This window comes from Pseudolactococcus chungangensis CAU 28 = DSM 22330 (assembly GCF_002441885.1).
Taxonomy (GTDB): Bacteria; Bacillota; Bacilli; order Lactobacillales; family Streptococcaceae; genus Pseudolactococcus; species Pseudolactococcus chungangensis.
Genome location: NZ_JXJT01000002.1, coordinates 1 through 19,152, shown reverse-complemented (window position 1 = coordinate 19,152; position 19,152 = coordinate 1). Strand labels below are relative to the sequence as shown.

The following is a 19,152-nucleotide window of genomic DNA, read 5'->3' as shown; positions in this document are numbered from 1 at the left end:
CTGTCCATCAGTGATTAAAACGGTAAATCATCATCACTCAAGTTCATGGGTGTGCCACCAGAAAATGGATCGCTATCACGGCCAAAATCTGGAGTGGCAGGTGAACTCTGTGTTTGTGACGGCTGATTACCACCGAAGTTTGAGTTTGTAGGTTGAGACGGTGAAGGTGTGTAACCACCACCTTGTTGTCCACCCTCGCGTGCGCCACGACTTTCTAACATTTGGAAATTATCAGCAACCACTTCAGTCACGTAAACACGTTGACCTTGGGCATTCTCATAATTACGCGTTTGGATACGACCGGTTATGCCTAAAAGCGCACCTTTTTTCGCCCAATTTGCTAGATTTTCTGCGGCTTGACGCCAGATGACAACATTGATGAAATCCGCTTCACGCTCACCATTAGCATTTTTAAAGGTACGATTTACCGCTAAGGTAAAAGTAGCTACTGCTTGATTGGCAGGGGTGTAACGTAGTTCAACATCTTTGGTCAAACGACCTACTAAAACAACATTATTAATCATGTTTTGTCCTTCCTGAAAACTAAAGTGTGCTTAAAATTAAGCGTCAACTTTAGTAATCATGTGACGTAAGATGTCGCCATTGATTTTCGCAAGACGATCAAATTCGCTTGTTGCTGCTGAAGCTGAATCAGCTTCAAGCGTTACAAGACGGTACAAGCCTTCACGGAAATCATTGATTTCGTACGCAAGACGACGTTTTTCCCAATCTTTTGATTCAGAAATAGTTGCACCATTTTCTGTCAAGATTGTGTCAAAACGCTCAACAAGCGCTGTTTTGGCATCTTCGTCAATGTTTGGACGAATAATGTAAAGAATTTCGTACTTTGTAGTAGCCATTGATGTATCTCCTCCTTTTGGTCTAATGACTCGGGGCTTTTCCCCGAGTAAGTGAGGGTTGCTCACAAGTATTCATTATAGCATATAACTTGACCATTTGGCAAGCTTTTTTATTTATTCAGGAGGGAATAGATTATCAATTCCAAACTAAAAACCTAGATCGACTAGGTTTTATCATTTTTTAGCAAGGTCATTTAATTTAACATGCTTGCTGGAAATGAATAAGCGTGATTTAACTCCTCTTGATTACGATAATCGAAAGGTTAAAAATCAAGGCATTCAAAAATTTCTGCACCGTTTGCCTTGTATAACCCTCACAAGCCTAAGAACAAGGAATGAGAAACAGCGTCAACTTCGCATTATAGGCACTAACTGTTTCTCTATCAATGATTTTGAGTAATATATAGGCAAATAACATTATCATAAATCGGCATAAAACTCGTCCCTGACTTTACATTTTTCAACCGCCAAATACCGCTGAAATACCTGCATAGACTAATAAAATCACGCCGAGAACAATCCGATATTTACCAAAGAAAGTGAAATCGTGTTTCTTGATATAATCCATCAAGAATTTAATGACCACAATAGACACTAGAAAAGCTGTCACACTAGCTACCATTAAAATAGCAAACTGAGACAAACTAAAGCCTCCTCCGCTTAACATGAATTTGACGACTTTCAAAAGACTCGCACCGAACATAACCGGAATCCCAAGGAAAAACGTAAACTCAGTCGCAACGAAGCGTGATGCGCCTAGGATAATCGCGCCAAGAATGGTCACACCTGACCTAGATGTACCTGGCATTAATGACAAGACCTGAATTAAGCCAATATAAAAAGCAAATCGATAAGACATTCTATCAAGGTTAGTTAACGTATCTGGACGTGTTTTCGCCCACTTCTCCACATAAATGAAAGCAAAACCGTAAATAATCAACATGAATGCGATAGGGACAAATTTATGAAAATGCGCATCCAACCAATTATCCAGTGGCAAGCCAATGATAATTGCCGGAATACACGCGATAATCACTTTCAACCAAAGTTGCCAAGTTAATTGAGTTTCATGTGGCGTCTTACTCGAATCAAATGGATTGAGCTTTTTAAAATAAATGACAACAACCGCTAAAATCGCACCTAGCTGAATCACGACATTAAACATATTCATGAATTCAGTGGATTGTTTGAGTTTGATAAATTCATCAGCTAGAATCAAATGTCCGGTCGAACTGATTGGTAGCCACTCCGTGATACCTTCAATAATCCCTAAAATAATTGCTTTTATAAATTCCATTTTATCTACTTTCTTATGTTTAATTTACACGTTTGAACTTCAAGCTAACTTCTTAGGAAAATAGATGATTTCTGAACCTGCGCAAGCGCAGAACCATAAATCCCTAATTTTCTACAGAAGTTTACGACGATGTCGTACCGCTTTCAGTATCACTTATTTTACAACTGTTTGATCTCATTATAACAAAACTCTTTCAAATTTTGTGAATAATTACTGATTTTTAATAATAATTCTATCAATAGGCAAAATACTGACTTATCTATATTGAACATTCTGTCAATTTTTAGTAGAATTAAGGGATAACCTATAGAGATTAGAAAGAGACCTATGAAAAAAATATTTTCACTTATCTTTGCGACACTTCTTGTCTTCAGTCTTGTACCTGCGACACTTGTTAGTGCTGCTAGTGATGACAATGAATTACGTGTCGGCATGGAGGCAGGCTACCCGCCTTTTAACTGGACCCAGAAAACACAAGCTAATGGTGCTGTCAAAATTGACGGTAGTAACCAATACGCTAATGGCTACGATGTTCAAATTGCTAAAAAAATCGCTGAAAAGCTAGACAAAAAATTAGTGATTGTCAAAACAAAATGGGACGGCCTCCTGCCCGCCCTCACTTCTGGTAAAATTGATGCTATTATCGCTGGGATGAGCCCGACTGCTGAGCGTAAAAAAGAGATTGATTTCTCACAAAATTACTATACAAGTCAGTTAGTTGTCATGGTCAGAAAAGACGGCAAATATGCCAATGCCACATCTATCAATGATTTCAAAGGTGCTAAAATCACTGGGCAACAAGGGGTCTTCCACTATGATTTAATTCCACAGATGATAGGCGCCACACAAGAACCTGCTATGAGCGATTTTTCGGCCATGCGTGTTGCCCTTGAGGCTGGTACCATTGATGGATACGTAGGAGAACGCCCTGAAGGGATTACGGCTGAGTCAAAAAATTCGAAATTTAAAATGATTACTTTTTCTGAAGGGAATGGTTTCAAAACCAACCCTGATGATACGCAAACAGCTGTCGGTCTACGCAAGGGTGATAAAAATCTTGAAAAAATAAATGAAGTGCTTGCCACAATGAGTCAAGCTGAGCAAACTAAAATCATGGATGACATGGTTGGGCTCCAAACCCATTCTGATCAAGAAATTGGTTTTTGGGCACAAGTTGGCGCCATCATTAAAGACAATGGTGGAGATTTCGTTCGTGCTGCTGGCATGACTTTATTCATTTCAATCATCGGGACTTTCATCGGCACCTTTATCGGTCTCTTAATTGGGGTCTTCCGCACCGCTAAAAAATCTGCTAACCGTGCGCTTGCTATACTGCAAACTCTTGTCGGTTGGGTTATCAATATCTACGTTGAAATTTTCCGTGGTACGCCAATGATTGTACAAGCCATGGTCATCTATTATGGTTCTGCGCAGTTCCTCGGTCTTTCTATGGATAAGACTTTAGCTGCTCTCATTATCGTCTCAATTAATACTGGGGCTTACATGAGTGAAATCGTACGTGGTGGGATTTTCGCCGTTGACACAGGTCAATTTGAGGCCGCAAGTGCTTTGGGGATGAACCATGGTCAAACCATGCGTAAGATTGTCTTGCCTCAGGTTATCCGTAACATCCTCCCTGCAACAGGTAATGAATTTGTCATCAACATCAAGGATACATCTGTTTTGAATGTCATTTCGATTACTGAGCTTTTCTTCCAGGGTAACACGGTTGCACAACAAAACTACCAATATTTCCAAACCTTTACGATTATCGCAGCGATTTATTTCGTTTTGACTTTCACAGTCACACGTATTTTAAGATTTGTTGAGAAAAAACTTGACTCTGAAAACTATACCACGGGCACTAATCAAATGCAGCTGCCGTTAAAAGAGGCAACTATTGAGTTAGGAGGCGAAAAATGAGCGATATCGTACTTGACATTAAAAATCTCAAAAAATCATTCGGACAAAACGAAGTCCTCAAGGACATCCACATGACTGTTGCCTCTGGTGAAGTTATCTCTATCATTGGTAGCTCAGGTAGTGGCAAATCAACCCTACTTCGCTCCATCAACTTACTTGAGCAACCAACATCTGGCGAAATTATCTACAAAGGCGAAAATGTCCTCAAAAAAGGCTATGACCTTAACAAATACCGCACCCACCTGGGCATGGTTTTCCAATCTTTCAATCTTTTCAATAACCTAAATGTGCTAGAAAATGTTATCGTGGCACAGACAACCGTGTTGAAACGTCAACGTTCCGAGGCGAAAAAAATCGCTTTAGAAAACCTGACTGCTGTTGGCATGGATAGATTTGTTAACGCCAAACCAAATCAGCTCTCAGGTGGTCAAAAACAGCGTGTCGCAATTGCTCGTGCGCTGTCAATGAATCCCGATGTTCTCTTGTTTGATGAACCAACTAGCGCTCTTGACCCTGAAATGGTCGGCGAAGTTCTGAAAACGATGAAAGAACTAGCTGAAAGCGGCTTGACCATGATTATCGTGACACACGAAATGGACTTTGCCCGCGAAGTGTCTGACCGTGTCATTTTTATGGATAAAGGTGTCGTTGCTGAAAGTGGCACACCAGAAGAAATTTTTGTTACGCCTAAGGAGGAACGGACGAAGGAATTCTTGACCAGATTTTTAAGTTAAAATGTAACTTAAAAGTGTACAGCTTAATCGCTGTACACTTTTTTCATCTCATTGAAATTCAAATACTTTCTCACCAGTTGAAAGCAAAAACTGAACTGGTTTTTGATCTGTTTCCAAATCATAGACGATAAAACCTGTCACTGTCGTGTTGGCCTTGACCGTGGTAGCCAAATTCGTCTGCTGATGGTCTAAACCAAACTCAGGATAATCATCCGCATCTATCGGCTCCAAGCGCTCCGCCTTGTCAAATACACCCTCATCCTGCTGGAGTATCAACATTTGCAACAGATCGGCTACGGGCATGTCATGTGTTGATGGATTGGTTATCGAAAAATCAAGTCTGAGATATTGATCTTTATGTTGATCATCACCATAGATTTCAGTTATTTTAGTGATATTATTAAGGGCTAAGCTACCGAAATCTCCTGTAAAAGTTTTAGTTTGCAAATCAAAACTTTTGAGATTTAATCTTGTCATTGCCCCAGTAATCAACTCTCTACTACTTGACGAGGTGTTGTGACTTGAAGAAGGGACAGAACTGATCGAAAAATCTTGACTTGTCAGACGTGGCTCTGTTTTATTTGGCAATAAAATAACCATTAAAGTGATAATCAAACCGATAATCACAATTGCCAAGGCTGAAATGATTAAAAATATTTAGATTTTTTCGTTTTTATCATAAAATCTCCTTATTTATTTTTTATTTAACGTTCTATCTTTAGTCTATCATAATAGCAGTTTTTTATCACGCCAATCAAAAAAACATATCAACCTATAAGTTGACATGTTTTTTTAATCCTCAATCACTTTAACAACATCTCCAAACAAGGCCTGTGCCTCATCAACAACCGCATTTTTGACAGGTTCGGACGAGTCTTTCAGTCTAGCGTCAGGCGTTGGACTGGTAGCTGATGTTCCTTGCTTACGTAACTGGGCATACTCTGTTCTGATTGCAAGCCAATCAGCATCCGTCAACGCAATGATTTCAGGTGCAAACCCAACGATATTTGACATGAAATTCCCAAATTTGACTTGTAATTCCTGATTTTGCATGGCTTTTTGCGCTGTAAATTCACTTTTAAATGTGACGACAACGAATTGCTGAGAGGCTGCCACGGCTGATGTATTTTGTAGCATCGACTTACCAAAGCCACTGTCGAAAGAATTGATGGTTTCTTCCCAAGCACCTTGAATAGCAGTTCGTGCCTCATTTGTCGCCTCAGATAAGGCCTTGAAAACAAAATCTTTACTGAAATAATTTCCGCTCGCTTTAGGTGCAACTCTTTTCTCTGACAATGGTTGCTGAGGCGTTTGCGACGACTGAAACTGACCAGATTGGAGCTGACTTGTTAACTCAGACACTTGGCGTTGTAAATCTGCAATCACTTGTGAATAGTCAGCCGTTTTGAGTGTTTCTGACAACCGCATGGTCATCACGTCTGCTGCAATTTTTTCCTGTGTTGTGTTTTTCAGAGTTTGCAAAGTCTCCGTTGCGATATCAATCCAGGCAAAAATCTGAGCCTTATCCACATTTACCGTAGGGGTTCCAGCTAGGAGCATATCTCGAAAATGCGCCATTAGGTCCTCAGTGAAACGAATCATGTTCTTGCCGTCGGCAAATATCGTATCAAGTTGGGTTAGCGCATCTTCAACCTGCTGGTCAGCAATGGCAGAGATATAGGCATCTAAAGCTTGCTTTGAGATAGCACCAGTCACAAGAAGAGCGACGTCCAGTGTCAAGCCATTTTCCGCGAAACTCAAGGCCTGGTCAAGGGTCGATAGGGCATCACGCATACCACCGTCGGCAGCATTCGCAATCAAGGCAACAGCCGACTCGTCGAAGGTCACGCCTTCTGCCGTCAGAACTTCTGATAGATGCTGGGTGATGTCATGGCTCGTAATGGCACGGAAAGCAAAACGCTGTACGCGAGATAAAATCGTCGCAGGGATTTTTTGAATCTCGGTCGTTGCCAAAACAAAGACGACATTTTCTGTCGGTTCTTCTAGCGTTTTCAGGAGTGCGTTGAAAGCCCCTGTCGTCAGCATATGCACTTCATCAATGATATAGACTTTATACTTGGCACGGGACGGTGCATATGTCGACTTGTCACGGATGTCACGGATCTCATCAACACCATTATTTGATGCCGCATCCAACTCAATGACATCTTCCAATGAACCATTGGTTACCGCCTGACAAATCTCACAAATATTACAAGGTTCACCGTCTGTTTGATTAGGACAGTTAATCGCCTTGGCAAAAATTTTCGCGGCCGATGTCTTCCCTGTGCCACGTGGCCCTGAAAAGAGATAGGCGTGGGAAATCTGTTCCGTGATAATAGCGTTTTTTAGGGTTCTCGCCACCACTTCTTGCCCGACCATCTCGTCAAAGCGTTGGCTGCGATATTTACGATATAGGGCTTGATAACTCATTTTACTGCCTCATTTTTTAGGGTGAATTGATTAAACTGCCAGTTTGTTTTATCGATTAAAATTTCGGTAAATCGTTCTAAGAACGTTTGTTCCAACTGCCCGTAATCATCAACGAGAGCTGAATCTAAATCTAACACACCAACAAGCTGACCGTTTTTATACATTGGAACGACAATCTCAGAGCGTGCTACAGCATCACAAGCAATATAATTGGCATGTTGTGTCACATCAGGTACAATCATTGTTTGTGCTTTTTCAGCAGCCTCGCCACAGACGCCCTTGCCTAAGGTAATGTTGACACAAGAGACACCACCTTGAAAAGGACCTAAGACAAGTTTCTCACCGTCAAACAGATAAAATCCGACAAAAATTGAACGAGGTAAAACACCACGCAATAAAGCACTGGCATTGCTGAGATTAGATAAAACATTTCCTGTTTCATCAAGCAGCGCATCAATTTGTCGAAGTGCTAAGTCGTACTTCTCTATTTTTGTCATATTTTCACCTATTTTTTGCTATAATATAAGGGCACCTCTAAAAACTGCTTTTGCGGCTACGGTTACTCGCCGCATAAAGTGCTTTAATAACTTTTGAGCTAAATTTTTTCTAGCGCTAGGCATTGCAACAAGGTTTGTGGCTGCGATTACTCGCCATAGAAAGTGCTGTGCTACTGCAAGACGCGAAACAATAACGACGCGATAGGAAAATTTAGCCAAAAGTGACAGATCTGAGTTTTTTTGAGGTGTCCATAACTATTATAACAAATTTTGGAGATAAAAATGAACCTTGATGATATTCGCTCAGATATTGATACCTTAGATGCTCAGTTAGTCCAGTTATTGGAGGCACGAATGACCTTAGTTTCACAAGTGGCTACCTTTAAAAAAATGACTGGTGGTAGAGTACTAGATAATTCACGTGAACTCGTAATTTTAGATCGTGTGGCGAGTCAAGTTGAAAATCTTGATTATGCAGAGACAGTCGTCAACACTTTTAAAGACATTCTGAAAAATTCACGCGCTTATCAAGAGAAAGTGTTAAAAAAATGAAAACTTATTATCGAAATATCGTGATTTGGTCAGGTTTGGCTGTTGTGATTGGCCTTGGTGTTGGTGTATTAGATGCCTTATTCGGTCGCATTTTGGATGTTGTAACTGACTTCCGGATACAACATTTTAACATGCTAATTCCTTTTTTACCATTAATCGGGGTACTGATTGTTTTTCTATATCGTCGATTTGGTAAAACAGCCAGTCAAGGTATGGGACTCGTCTTTAGTGTGGGGCATCAGTCTGATGAAGTGATTCCAAAGCGCCTCATCCCGCTCGCCATGGTAGCAACTTGGCTGACACATCTATTTGGTGGTTCTGCCGGTCGCGAGGGTGTTGCCGTTCAAATCGGAGCAACCTTTGCAAACTTTCTGGGCGATATCTTTAAGGTTAAAAATCGTCATATTATCGTGATGATTGGTATGGCTGCTGGTTTTGGCGGTCTCTTTCAAACACCTTTTGCAGCGACATTATTTGCACTCGAAGCGCTGATTGCTGGTGCTATCTATTATCGAGCGATCGTCCCCGCCCTCATCGCAAGTACTGTCGCAGCAGAAACCTCGCACTTTCTGGGACTAGAAAAATTTTCATTTATACTGACTAAGCTACCAATCCTTGATGCTAGCCTAATAATTAAACTACTGTTTATAGGAACGATTTTCGGTCTCACAGGATTTGCATTCGCTTGGCTCCTAACATTTACCAAATCTCGCTTGACGACTTTGTTACCAAATCCTTACGTCAAAGTTGCCGCTTGTGGCGTTATCCTCTCGCTTCTCTTCACCATTCTTGGACATGGACGCTACTCGGGACTTGGGACTAATTTGATTGCTTCTGCCTTTGGTGGCGGTCAGATATTTGCTTGGGATTTTGCTCTGAAACTGGTGCTGACCGTCGTGACGCTTGCAATCGGTTTTCAAGGCGGCGAGGTAACGCCTTTGTTTGCCATTGGGGCTGCACTTGGTGCAACGCTCGGATTGGCGCTTGGACTACCCGTTACTTTCGTTGCCGCACTTGGCTATGCTGCGGTCTTTGCTGCCGCAACGAACACCTTTTGGGCGCCGATTCTGATTGGCTGCGAAGTCTTTGGCTATGCGCTCATGCCTTATCTTATGCTAGTCATCATCGTCAGCTACATGCTCAACTTCAACAAATCCATCTACACTGCGCAAGATATGCTTCAGAACATGTTCGAGGCGAAAAATAAAAATTGAAAAATAAACAAAAGACTGTGAACGTATCCCCTGACTTATTGGGGGTGTCGACAGTCTTTTTCTATTTTCGTATTTAAGCAGTAATTTACACCTTATCACCATCAAGGTCAACGCCTACAGATTCATAATAGCCATCACCAGTTGTACATGGTTTCCCGACGACTTCAAAACCCGCTTGAGATAGGCGATTTGTTAAATCATCTACTCGCTCTTTTATGCCAACTGACATGGCTAGTTGGGCATAAACAAAGTCATCTTTTACTTTTTATTCTGCGATATCTGAATGCCCCATAAGTTCTAAACGCGCTTCTTCATCAAAACTAAGAAAATAAGACTTGCCCCCTTTTTTCTTGATATGATAAAGGGCATTGCTTTTAGCACCAAAATAAGTGATATAAAAGTCACGCAGTACTCCTACCTCACGCATCCACAATGCCAGTAATCAATTTCCAATTCATTTCTTCTATCAAGCCAAAAGGATTTCAAAAGTTCAAACTTTTGAAATCCTTTTAATTTTATAATCTGCTTAGATTAAACCTCAAATAACAAATCGCCATATGATGGCATTGGCCATGCTTCTTTGTCAACAATCATTTCTAATTTATCAACTGGCGCACGAAGGGCATCCATGGCTTTAAAGACAACTTCATTGTAAAAACGAGCTTGTACTTTGCCTTCTTCTTGTTGTGCTGCCTCTGCTGTGACTTGCTCAAGCGCAGCAAGCGCAGCTTTAGTTTCTTTCAACAACTCAGAGACTTCTGTCAAAATACCCGCTTGAACCGCTGCATCACAGCCAGCTGCTTTAACAGCAAGAACAGTGTCCGCCAATGATTTTGTATACTTAATGACAGCCGGAATGATTTGTTTCGTCGCCATGTCAATCATCGTAAGGGCTTCAATATTGATCACTTTACCATAATTTTCATATTTAACTTCTTCACGCGCTTTTAATTCTGTTGGTGACAAGACACCATACTTGTTAAATAATGCGATAACATCAGCATCTCCCAAGACTTCGGTTGCATCTACCATTGTTTTCAGATTTGGCAAGCCACGTTTTTCAGCTTCTACAACCCACTCATCAGAGTAGCCATCTCCATTGAAGATAATGCGTTTGTGTGCTTTGGCATATTCTGCAATCAAAGCATCAACTGCTGCATCAAAGTCTTCTGCGTTTGACAAACGTTCTGATGCATCATCAAAAGCTTCAGCAACAATCGTATTCAAGACAATATTTGGTGACGCAATTGAATCACGTGAACCAACCATTCGGAACTCAAATTTGTTACCTGTGAAGGCAAATGGTGAAGTCCGGTTACGGTCAGTCGCATCTTTTGAAATATCACGAAGTGCAGAAGAACCAGTTGCCAAGACACCACCCTCAATAGAAGTAGAAGCAGAACCACTAGCAACGTATTGATCTATGATATCTTCTAATTGTGAACCGAGGAAAATTGAGATGATAGCTGGTGGCGCTTCATTGGCACCTAAACGATGGTCATTACCTGGATCGGCAGCTGATTCACGGAGCAAGCCAGCGTATTTATCCACTGCTTTAATGATACACGCAAGAACTAGCAAGAACTGCTTGTTTTCATGTGGTGTAGAACCTGGTTCAAGCAAGTTTTCGCCTTTATCCGTCACGAGTGACCAGTTATTATGCTTACCAGATCCATTGACACCCGCAAATGGTTTTTCGTGCAAGAGACACTTCATATCATGACGACACGCAATGCGTTTCAAGGTCTGCATCACCACTTGGTTTTGGTCAACGGCAACATTGGCATTGGCATAGATTGGTGCAATTTCATGTTGAGCTGGTGCCACTTCGTTATGCTGTGTTTTTGACGTCACGCCAGCTTTCCAAAGTTCTTCATTGACATCTTTCATAAAGCCAGCGACACGTTGGCGAATTGTCCCAAAATAATGATCATCCAATTCTTGGCCTTTAGGCGCAGCAGCACCAAACAAAGTACGACCAGCGTAAATCAAATCTTTACGTTTTAAGAAAATCGCTTCGTCGACTAAGAAATACTCTTGCTCAGCACCAACAGAAGGTGCCACACGAGTAGCAGTCGTATTGCCAAAAAGGCGAAGTAATTTAATAGATGAATCAGAAATAACTTGCATAGAGCGGAGCAATGGTGCTTTTTGGTCCAATGCTTCCCCGTTATAAGAATAAAATGCCGTTGGAATCAAAAGTGTGGTTCCCGCCGCGTCATGACGAACAAAAACCGGAGAAGTCGTATCCCAAACAGTATAGCCACGCGCTTCAAATGTCGCACGCAAACCACCTGAAGGGAATGATGAACCATCTGGCTCACCTTTAATCAATTCTTTTCCAGAAAAGGCAGTTAAAACACTCCCATCTGCTTTAGGTGCTGTGATAAACGAATCTTGTTTTTCAGCTGTTACGCCTGTCAATGGCTGGAATAAATGTGCAAAGTGAGTTGCACCTTTGCCAATCGCCCATTCTCTGATCTCGTTTGCAATGACATCTGCTGTCGCAAGATCAAGATCTTTTCCTTCTTCAATTGATTTTTTAAATTGTTTGTAAATGCTCTTTGGCAAACGTTGCTGCATCACCGCATCCGTGAAAACATCTTCAGCAAAGATTTCCGGAATATTGACTTTCTCCATCGTTAAGTTCTCCTGACATTTTATATGTTATAATTTCTAACACCATCATTATACATTATTTCTTGATTGAATGCAACAATAGTTGTAATTTTTAGAATTTTCTTTTTACTCAAATGTTCGGAAAAAAACACTAGTCTAAAAGCTAGTGTCAAATTAGATAGTTTAGTAAAGGTAGAGATAATTATCAATTTCCCATTGTGATACAAATTGGGCGTAAGATGCCCATTCTACTTTTTTAGTTGCTACAAAGTTGGTATAGATATGTTCACCTAAGGCAGCTTTTACCACCTCATCTTCACGCAAGGCTTTCACCGCGTTGTGCAAGGTTGACGGTAGGTCTGTGATGCCGACTGCTTTGCGCTCATCACCTGACATCATATAGATATTATTTTCGACTGGGGCTGGGGCGTCAAGTTTACGCTCAATCCCGTCTAGACCACATTCCAGTAAAACAGCTAATGCCAAGTAAGGGTTCGCAGTCGGATCAACTGCTCGAAGCTCAAGGCGAGTTCCTTTCCCACGTGAAGCAGGAATGCGGACGAGAGGCGATCTATTGCGGCCTGCCCACGCGATATAAACAGGCGCTTCATAGCCTGGAACAAGTCGTTTGTAAGAATTTACCGTCGGGTTGGTAATGGCAGTAAAATTATAGGCATGGTCTAAGATCCCCCCCAAGAAATGGTAGGCAGTCTCTGATAACTCCAAATCGCCTTTTGGATCGTAAAAGGCATTGTTACCTTCTTGGTTAAAAAGGGACATGTTACAATGCATGCCACTACCATTGATGCCAAATTTTGGTTTAGCCATGAAGGTCGCATAGAGACCGTGCTCACGGGCAATGGTTTTAACGACCAGTTTAAAGATTTGGATGTTATCACAAGCCTCTAAGACATTGGTGTATTTGAAGTCGATTTCGTGCTGACCGACGGCAACTTCATGGTGACTGGCTTCGACTTCAAAACCAAGATCAGTCAAGACATTGACAATTTCACGACGCGTATTATCCGCTGAATCAATCGGCGCTAGGTCGAAATAGCCGCCTTGATCATTCACTTCAAGAGTTGGGTTCCCTTTTTCATCTAGTTTGAACAAGAAAAACTCAGGCTCAGGACCAAGGTTGAATGACTTGAAACCAGTCGCTTCCATGTGGGTCAAGGCACGTTTGAGGTTACCACGAGGGTCTCCTGCAAATGGTGTGCCGTCTGGATTGTAGACATCACAAATCAAACCTGCGACTTTACCGTTTTCATCGCCCCAAGGAAAGATAATCCAAGTATCGAGGTCGGGATAGAGATACATGTCTGATTCGTTAATCCGAACGAATCCTTCAATGGAAGAACCGTCGAACATCATTTTGTTATTCAAAATCTTCTCTAGTTGTTCTTCTGTTGCGGGTACTTCGACATTTTTTAGTGTCCCTAAGATGTCTGTAAACATCAGGCGCAAAAATGTGACATTTTTCTCTTTGACTTCCCTAAGAATGTCTGCAGGTGTGATCGTCATATTGTTCTCCTTTACCCCAAAAAGCTATTTGAATCTTTTTTGATCTGTAAGAAAAGCGTGCTAAACACGCCACCTTTTCTTTATTACACTCAGTTGCCTTATAGGTTATTATCTTAAATTTGTATTGGGTTTGTTAAATCTCGATTGTTGCATAATTTCTTGTTCTAAGATTCTACGTACTTCAGCGTCAGAAATGGACTGACTTTTGACTTTAGCCAAATCTTCCTTGCTCTGTTCATAAACACGTTTAATACCTGCTATGTTTAAGCCATCGTTGAGGTAGTCCTTGATTTCAAGCAGGACATCCATATCGTTAAGCGAATACATGCGGCGGTTCCCTTCATTTCTCGCTGGGAAAATCAAACCTTGATCCTCGTAATAACGAATTTGACGCGCTGTCAGATCTGTCAACTGCATCACGGTGCCAATTGGAAAAACAGCCATTGACCGTCGTAGCTCACGTTCTTTCACTAATAGATACCTCCTTTATCTTCTCATTATATAAAGACTTGTCAGAAAAGTCAACGGTTAATGTAAGGTAAAATCACATCACATATCAACCTTTTTTGCTGGCACTTTCCTAGCCCAATCATCATCATTATTTCGAATAATTTCACCCTGATAATCAATCATACTGGGTGCGACCATTTGACTATAAAAGCCGGCATTTTCAAAAAATGACTGGCACGATAAGCTTTATTGGTCGTCCGACAAATAACATCATAAGATTTATCTCAAACATCCATCCTCTACATCACCAATTGGCATGTTGACAGCTGTCTGAATATGAAAACTCTCAAATTACTCACGTGGGCGAACATCTAGTATGTTGAAGCTAGGAATATCAAGTTTTTCAAATTCTTCTAATGGTATCAGATTAAAGGTCAGGCTTACTCTCCCTTGTCGTAACTGTAACCAAAATGTTCGTAGGCTTTGGCAGTTGCGCAGCGGCCCTGACGCGTCCGAACTAAAAAGCCAGATTGGATCAGATATGGTTCGTACATATCTTCCAGAGTTTCGCGTTCTTCCGATATATTAACCGCAAGCGTGCCTAGGCCGACCGGCCCACCGTTGTACATCTCAATCATCGTTTTCAGAATTTTTTGGTCAACATAATCAAGACCTGAGGCATCCACATCTAGCATGGTTAGAGCTTGGCGAGTGATGTCATCATCAATCAGACCTGTTCCTTTAATTTGCGCATAATCTCGAACACGCTTGAGCAGGCGGTTGGCGATACGTGGTGTCCCACGGCTCCGACGCGCCATTTCATAAGCACCATCACCTGTGATATCAGCCTCAAAGATATCAGCGGTACGCTCGATAATCTCAGTCAGATCCTCTAGGTCGTAATATGCCATGTGGGCGTTGATTCCGAAACGCGCGCGCAAGGGATTTGAGAGCATACCAGCACGTGTCGTTGCACCAATCAAGGTAAAAGGTGGCAGCTCCAAATGAACGCTACGACTGGCATCCGAACCACCAATCATGATGTCGATGTAGAAATCTTCCATGGCACTGTAAAGCACTTCCTCGACAGACATAGGCAGACGGTGAATTTCGTCAATAAAGAGGACGTCTCCAGCCTCTAGCTCATTCAAAATTGCGACTAGGTCGCCCGCTTTTTCGATGGCAGGTCCAGAGGTCTGTTTAATGTTGACGCCGAGCTCATTAGCAATCACAAATGCCATGGTCGTTTTACCTAAGCCTGGGGGGCCAAAGAGTAAAACATGGTCTAATGATTCTTCACGCATTTTGGCTGCTTTGATAAAAATATCCAGCTGTTCTTTGATTTTATTCTGACCGATGTATTGGTTGAGGTATTGAGGTCTCAGGGTGCGTTCGACTAGGTTTTCTTCAATGTCATAGTCCTGTAACTCCCCTGATGTTAATTTATCGTTTTCCATATCTTTATTGTATCAAAAAAATAGACGTTTCCGGTTGTTTTTGACGTCATATTATTTCGTATTGATGCTCGTTTAGCTGAATGCAAAAAACTAATCTTGCGATTAGTCATTTCATCATTAATTTGAGGGCTGTTTTGATGTAGCCTTCGGTTGAATCTTGTGTACCCTCGAGCTTTTTTTGTACTTTTTTGAGTTCCGTTGCTTTATAACCCAAGGCAACCAAAGCTTCTAAAGCGTCATCCAACTCTGTACTTGCTGGTAATTGTGGTCTTGCGACATTAGCTGTAACATTTTCAAACTTACCCTCGAGGTCTAGAACCATTTGACTGGCTGTTTTTTTGCCAACGCCTGGAAATTTGGTCAGGTATTTGATGTCGCCACTATCTATGGCGGTGACTAACCCAAGATTGTCATCGGCTGCGATGATGGCAAGTGCTGATTTGGGACCGATACCTGACACGGAAATCAGCTGCAAAAAGAGGCGCTTTTCGGTTTCGTCGATAAAACCGTAAAGGGTATGCGCGTCGTCACGAATGACTTGATGAACGTAGACTTTGATGTCAGCATTCACGACATTTGAAAAGCTATAAGGATTAGCGACGTGTAGTAGGTAGCCAACGCCTGAGACGTCAAGCACGATGTAGGTCGGTGTAACTTTGACGAGGATGCCTTTGAGATAGTCGTACATTAGATAACCACCGTAATTCCTGAAATAGCCGTGAATGGGATAATCTGATAGCTCCGAAGTTCACCTTTTCTGTACGAAATGCCAATTTTGATAAAGTCTTCGCCAATTTCGAGAACCTCATTCGGTTTAATTGTTGTTAATTTAGCGATAACATCACCGTGAAGTGTAAAATTTTGCCCTTGTTTGACCAAATTTTCTAGCTGTTCTTTCATCATTTTCCTTTCCTTCATTCGCTTTTAAAATTGTGTGTGCCAGCCACCTTTGTGACCTTGCTGAATACGTCTAAACATTTTTTCTAGGTCGGTATTTGAAAAGGCGACGAGGGCTGGTCTACCGTGGGGACAGTTATAGGGATTCTCACAATGTGCCAATTGCTGCAATAAATCACGCGCACTAGCGGCATCAATAAACATATTGGCTTTAATAGAGCTTTTACAAGCAATCATAATCGCCAAGTCTTCTCGGTATTTTTTAACCGAAACTTCGCGACCATCCAATAACAAATCAATCAATTCATAAGTGGCAGATTCAATCTCATCATCTTGCATCCAAATCGGATGCTCTCGTAAAATCAGCTGATTATCACCGTAGGCATCTAAAAAGACACCGGCTTCAGCGAGCAAGTCTTTTTTTTCAAGAACAGTCAATAGGTCATTTTGTGGCAAATTGATAAAAATCGGCGCTAAAAGTTGCTGTTGATCATAGTTGACTTGACCGATTTTATCTCGGTAGTATTCGTATTTCACCCGTTCTTGCGCGGCGTGCTGGTCGACGATGTATAGGCCTTCTGGTGACTGACATAATAGATAAGTACCGTGCATTTGAGCAAGAAATTCAAGTTCAGGAAAAGTCTTATTAGCTGCCTGTTCATCGGCAACTGTCAGCGTGACCGTTTCCCTTATCTTAACTTCTTCGGGTTGTTCAGTTGTATCTGGTACTAATTTTTCGGCTTCAGATAGCTCTGACAGTGTTTCTGGCACTTTTTCAAACGTCGCCTTTTCTTTTACATAAAAATCTTGACGTTCCGTATCATAATATAAGGATTTGTTTTGCAAAGGCAACTGTGTCTGCTCTGATTTTGAGGTTGGATAGACTGGCTTGGTCTGCTGAGTTAAATTCTCCAGTGCATCTGGAATCAAGGTTTGTGGCTGCAAAGCCTGACGAATGGCTTGAGAAATCAAGACCATCAGCTCCCGCTCTTTGGAGATTCTAACTTCTTGCTTGGTCGGATGCACATTGACATCGGCTAAAAACGGGTCGATTTTAATGTCAATGACCGCAATCGGAAAGCGCCCGACCATGAGTTTCGAGCCGTAGCCATCGACAATCGCACGATTAATTAGAAAGTTTTTGATATAGCGACCATTAAGCAAAACGGTGATATAATTTCGATTGGCGCGGGTCAATTCAGGTAGGCTGACATAGCCCGTTACATCGAAGTCCAGATCTTGCGCCGAAATCGCGATCATTTTTTTGGCAGTCGAAATGCCGTAAACACCAGCCAGCGCTTGCTTCAAGTCGCCTGTTCCAGCTGTTTTCATCATCTCACGACCGTCATTAATCAATGTAAAGGCCACTTCAGGATGCGCAAGACTCAGGCGGTTGATGATGTCCGTGATATGCCCAAGCTCCGCTTGTAAACTCTTGATGTACTTGAGGCGGGCGGGTGTATTATAGAAGAGATTTTCAACTTTTATCCGTGTTCCGATGCGTTTGGGTGCTGGACTGTTTTGGATGATCTCGCCACCTTTAGCGACAAGCAAGGTCCCACTCTCATCCCCATTATCAGCGACTGATGTATTAATCGTTAGCTCACTGACACTAGCGATAGAAGGCAATGCCTCCCCCCGAAAGCCAAGCGTCCGAATGCGAAAGAGGTCATCGACATCTTTGATTTTACTCGTCGCATGGCGCTTGAGGGCGACCGCCACTTCATCGTGAGCAATCCCTTCACCATTATCGATGATTTCAATCGACTTCAGGCCAGATTCCTCAATCTTGACCGTGATTTGTGTTGACTTGGCATCAATGGCATTTTCGAGTAACTCTTTCACCACACTAGCCGGTCGCTCAATCACTTCACCCGCAGCGATTTTATTGGCTAAATGTTCATCTAATTCGATGATTTTTTGATGTTTTTCCTGTTTTGTCATGGTTCTATTATAACAAAAAAAGCTGTCAGTACCAAAATTGTCTCGAAACTGTTCTAAATCGTTGCGATAAAGATCGCTTGCAAAAAAACAAGTCACATCATTTGTGTGACTTGTTTTTAAATTGGGTTTTAATCTCTCTATTGCTAAATTGTTAACTTAATTGGATGGCTAAAGCGGGACGAACCGGCAGGCTGTAGTCCACAGCATCATAGTAGTAGAAGTAGCCATAATAGACCGCGCCCGCATTATAAGAGAGGTAGCCGGCCGACCGAAGCCAAAAGGAAAAGTAGTTGGCATCAATAGCTGTAAAGTCTAACAAAGTACTGTAATACCCTGTAGCGCTAAACGTGCTTTTATCCAGACTTTGGATATCGCCATAGCTTAAAGCAAAGGCTTGTTGTTTTAAAACATTCACATCATTGGCAACATCATTATCATTTGTTAGAGATGCGAGTGATGTCGCAAAACGGTTATCTGTATAGTAAGACTGCCAATCTTGCCAGTACCAGTCATTGTAAGCTAGTGAGGTACCGCTATTTGGGGCAAGGCCAGCATTCTGATAACGTGACCAATTCGGTAAATCTAAATCAACGGGTAGAACGTAATTGCTGTAAGCTGGTGCGATAGCCGTGTCATAGTAGCTGTCAATTACGGCTTTGAGATGACTTTCACCATAACCAGTTGAGGTCGAATCATTATGGAAGTATGGACTATCCCAAGTTGTTGCTGTGGTGTCAAACTGCACCATAAT

Annotated in this window: 20 protein-coding genes; 4 read left to right on the top strand and 16 right to left on the bottom strand. The window is 41.8% G+C overall.

Translation table 11 applies throughout. From position 1 onward, the window contains the following. Positions 1–14 precede the first annotated feature (14 nt). The 3 genes from ssb to RR45_RS01370 form a co-directional block, all read right to left on the bottom strand. Complete coding sequence (gene ssb / locus RR45_RS01380; RefSeq protein WP_031366461.1) at positions 15–524, bottom strand: single-stranded DNA-binding protein; 510 nt, start codon at positions 522–524, stop codon at positions 15–17. A gap of 36 nt (positions 525–560) precedes the next feature. After that, positions 561–860, bottom strand: coding sequence for a 30S ribosomal protein S6 (gene rpsF / locus RR45_RS01375; protein WP_031366460.1), 300 nt, complete (start codon positions 858–860; stop codon positions 561–563). Positions 861–1,320: 460 nt separating this feature from the next. Beyond that, entirely contained in the window at positions 1,321–2,157 is an 837-nt protein-coding gene (locus tag RR45_RS01370) for an undecaprenyl-diphosphate phosphatase (protein ID WP_031366459.1), read from the bottom strand. Positions 2,158–2,484: 327 nt separating this feature from the next. On the opposite strand from RR45_RS01370, the gene RR45_RS01365 reads away from it, so the two are divergent. Next, a complete protein-coding gene (locus RR45_RS01365; protein WP_031366458.1) occupies positions 2,485–4,080 on the top strand; it encodes an ABC transporter permease subunit in 1,596 nt (531 codons plus the stop codon). Next, positions 4,077–4,814: an amino acid ABC transporter ATP-binding protein gene (locus RR45_RS01360; RefSeq protein ID WP_031366457.1), complete on the top strand. Its 738-nt coding sequence runs from the start codon at positions 4,077–4,079 to the stop codon at positions 4,812–4,814. Before RR45_RS01365 ends, RR45_RS01360 begins: the two co-directional genes overlap by 4 nt. A gap of 48 nt (positions 4,815–4,862) precedes the next feature. Here the strand turns inward: RR45_RS01360 and RR45_RS01355 are convergent, their stop codons facing one another. The 3 genes from RR45_RS01355 to RR45_RS01345 all read right to left on the bottom strand — a co-directional run bounded on the left by RR45_RS01355 (position 4,863) and on the right by RR45_RS01345 (position 7,744). After that, positions 4,863–5,441 (bottom strand): DUF5067 domain-containing protein, encoded by a 579-nt coding sequence (locus tag RR45_RS01355; protein ID WP_244148284.1) that lies wholly within the window; start codon positions 5,439–5,441, stop codon positions 4,863–4,865. 165 nt (positions 5,442–5,606) lie between these two features. Then, positions 5,607–7,247, bottom strand: coding sequence for a DNA polymerase III subunit gamma/tau (dnaX, locus tag RR45_RS01350; protein ID WP_031366455.1), 1,641 nt, complete (start codon positions 7,245–7,247; stop codon positions 5,607–5,609). After that, a complete protein-coding gene (locus tag RR45_RS01345) occupies positions 7,244–7,744 on the bottom strand; it encodes a GAF domain-containing protein (protein ID WP_031366454.1) in 501 nt (166 codons plus the stop codon). Before RR45_RS01345 ends, dnaX begins: the two co-directional genes overlap by 4 nt. Positions 7,745–8,026: 282 nt before the next feature. Here RR45_RS01345 and RR45_RS01340 point away from each other — a divergent pair, with 282 nt between their 5' ends. Continuing rightward, on the top strand, positions 8,027–8,296 hold the full coding sequence (locus tag RR45_RS01340) for a chorismate mutase (protein ID WP_031366453.1): 270 nt from the start codon (positions 8,027–8,029) through the stop codon (positions 8,294–8,296). Next, positions 8,293–9,510 (top strand): chloride channel protein, encoded by a 1,218-nt coding sequence (locus tag RR45_RS01335; protein ID WP_031366452.1) that lies wholly within the window; start codon positions 8,293–8,295, stop codon positions 9,508–9,510. The genes RR45_RS01340 and RR45_RS01335 overlap by 4 nt, the downstream gene beginning before the upstream one ends. Before the next feature lie 85 nt (positions 9,511–9,595). Here the strand turns inward: RR45_RS01335 and RR45_RS11350 are convergent, their stop codons facing one another. The 10 genes from RR45_RS11350 to RR45_RS11110 form a co-directional block, all read right to left on the bottom strand. After that, on the bottom strand, positions 9,596–9,739 hold the full coding sequence (locus RR45_RS11350; RefSeq protein WP_208601304.1) for a VOC family protein: 144 nt from the start codon (positions 9,737–9,739) through the stop codon (positions 9,596–9,598). A 36-nt stretch (positions 9,740–9,775) separates the two neighbouring features. Continuing rightward, positions 9,776–9,937 carry a VOC family protein gene (locus RR45_RS11345; protein WP_208601303.1) on the bottom strand — a complete coding sequence of 54 codons (162 nt, stop codon included), beginning with the start codon at positions 9,935–9,937 and terminating at the stop codon, positions 9,776–9,778. A gap of 104 nt (positions 9,938–10,041) precedes the next feature. After that, the gene (locus RR45_RS01325; RefSeq protein WP_031366451.1) at positions 10,042–12,150 is read right to left on the bottom strand and encodes a glutamine synthetase III family protein; all 2,109 of its coding nucleotides are present in this window, start codon (positions 12,148–12,150) and stop codon (positions 10,042–10,044) included. Positions 12,151–12,312: 162 nt separating this feature from the next. Beyond that, the gene (glnA, locus tag RR45_RS01320) at positions 12,313–13,653 is read right to left on the bottom strand and encodes a type I glutamate--ammonia ligase (RefSeq protein ID WP_031366450.1); all 1,341 of its coding nucleotides are present in this window, start codon (positions 13,651–13,653) and stop codon (positions 12,313–12,315) included. 108 nt (positions 13,654–13,761) lie between these two features. After that, a complete protein-coding gene (locus RR45_RS01315; protein WP_031366449.1) occupies positions 13,762–14,124 on the bottom strand; it encodes a MerR family transcriptional regulator in 363 nt (120 codons plus the stop codon). A gap of 419 nt (positions 14,125–14,543) precedes the next feature. Then, complete coding sequence (ruvB, locus tag RR45_RS01310; protein WP_072353435.1) at positions 14,544–15,560, bottom strand: Holliday junction branch migration DNA helicase RuvB; 1,017 nt, start codon at positions 15,558–15,560, stop codon at positions 14,544–14,546. Between the two features lie 106 nt (positions 15,561–15,666). Then, positions 15,667–16,248 carry a Holliday junction branch migration protein RuvA gene (gene ruvA / locus RR45_RS01305; protein WP_031366447.1) on the bottom strand — a complete coding sequence of 194 codons (582 nt, stop codon included), beginning with the start codon at positions 16,246–16,248 and terminating at the stop codon, positions 15,667–15,669. After that, positions 16,248–16,463: a hypothetical protein gene (locus RR45_RS01300; RefSeq protein ID WP_031366446.1), complete on the bottom strand. Its 216-nt coding sequence runs from the start codon at positions 16,461–16,463 to the stop codon at positions 16,248–16,250. Before RR45_RS01300 ends, ruvA begins: the two co-directional genes overlap by 1 nt. Before the next feature lie 21 nt (positions 16,464–16,484). After that, positions 16,485–18,401, bottom strand: coding sequence for a DNA mismatch repair endonuclease MutL (gene mutL / locus RR45_RS01295; protein ID WP_031366445.1), 1,917 nt, complete (start codon positions 18,399–18,401; stop codon positions 16,485–16,487). Positions 18,402–18,552: 151 nt separating this feature from the next. Continuing rightward, positions 18,553–19,152, bottom strand: a 600-nt coding sequence (locus RR45_RS11110) for a hypothetical protein (protein ID WP_179295320.1), incomplete at its 5' end; no start/stop codon positions are given.

Coding starts and splice junctions, on each gene's coding strand:
- RR45_RS01345 (WP_031366454.1), bottom strand. CDS start 7,744: ATGACAAAAATAGAGAAGTACGACTTAGCACTTCGACAAATTGATGCG.
- RR45_RS01325 (WP_031366451.1), bottom strand. CDS start 12,150: ATGGAGAAAGTCAATATTCCGGAAATCTTTGCTGAAGATGTTTTCACG.
- glnA (WP_031366450.1), bottom strand. CDS start 13,653: ATGACGATCACACCTGCAGACATTCTTAGGGAAGTCAAAGAGAAAAAT.
- RR45_RS01370 (WP_031366459.1), bottom strand. CDS start 2,157: ATGGAATTTATAAAAGCAATTATTTTAGGGATTATTGAAGGTATCACG.
- RR45_RS01300 (WP_031366446.1), bottom strand. CDS start 16,463: ATGATGAAAGAACAGCTAGAAAATTTGGTCAAACAAGGGCAAAATTTT.
- dnaX (WP_031366455.1), bottom strand. CDS start 7,247: ATGAGTTATCAAGCCCTATATCGTAAATATCGCAGCCAACGCTTTGAC.
- rpsF (WP_031366460.1), bottom strand. CDS start 860: ATGGCTACTACAAAGTACGAAATTCTTTACATTATTCGTCCAAACATT.
- RR45_RS01335 (WP_031366452.1), top strand. CDS start 8,293: ATGAAAACTTATTATCGAAATATCGTGATTTGGTCAGGTTTGGCTGTT.
- ruvA (WP_031366447.1), bottom strand. CDS start 16,248: ATGTACGACTATCTCAAAGGCATCCTCGTCAAAGTTACACCGACCTAC.
- ruvB (WP_072353435.1), bottom strand. CDS start 15,560: ATGGAAAACGATAAATTAACATCAGGGGAGTTACAGGACTATGACATT.
- RR45_RS01340 (WP_031366453.1), top strand. CDS start 8,027: ATGAACCTTGATGATATTCGCTCAGATATTGATACCTTAGATGCTCAG.
- RR45_RS11345 (WP_208601303.1), bottom strand. CDS start 9,937: ATGCGTGAGGTAGGAGTACTGCGTGACTTTTATATCACTTATTTTGGT.
- mutL (WP_031366445.1), bottom strand. CDS start 18,401: ATGACAAAACAGGAAAAACATCAAAAAATCATCGAATTAGATGAACAT.
- RR45_RS11350 (WP_208601304.1), bottom strand. CDS start 9,739: ATGTCAGTTGGCATAAAAGAGCGAGTAGATGATTTAACAAATCGCCTA.
- ssb (WP_031366461.1), bottom strand. CDS start 524: ATGATTAATAATGTTGTTTTAGTAGGTCGTTTGACCAAAGATGTTGAA.
- RR45_RS01360 (WP_031366457.1), top strand. CDS start 4,077: ATGAGCGATATCGTACTTGACATTAAAAATCTCAAAAAATCATTCGGA.
- RR45_RS01365 (WP_031366458.1), top strand. CDS start 2,485: ATGAAAAAAATATTTTCACTTATCTTTGCGACACTTCTTGTCTTCAGT.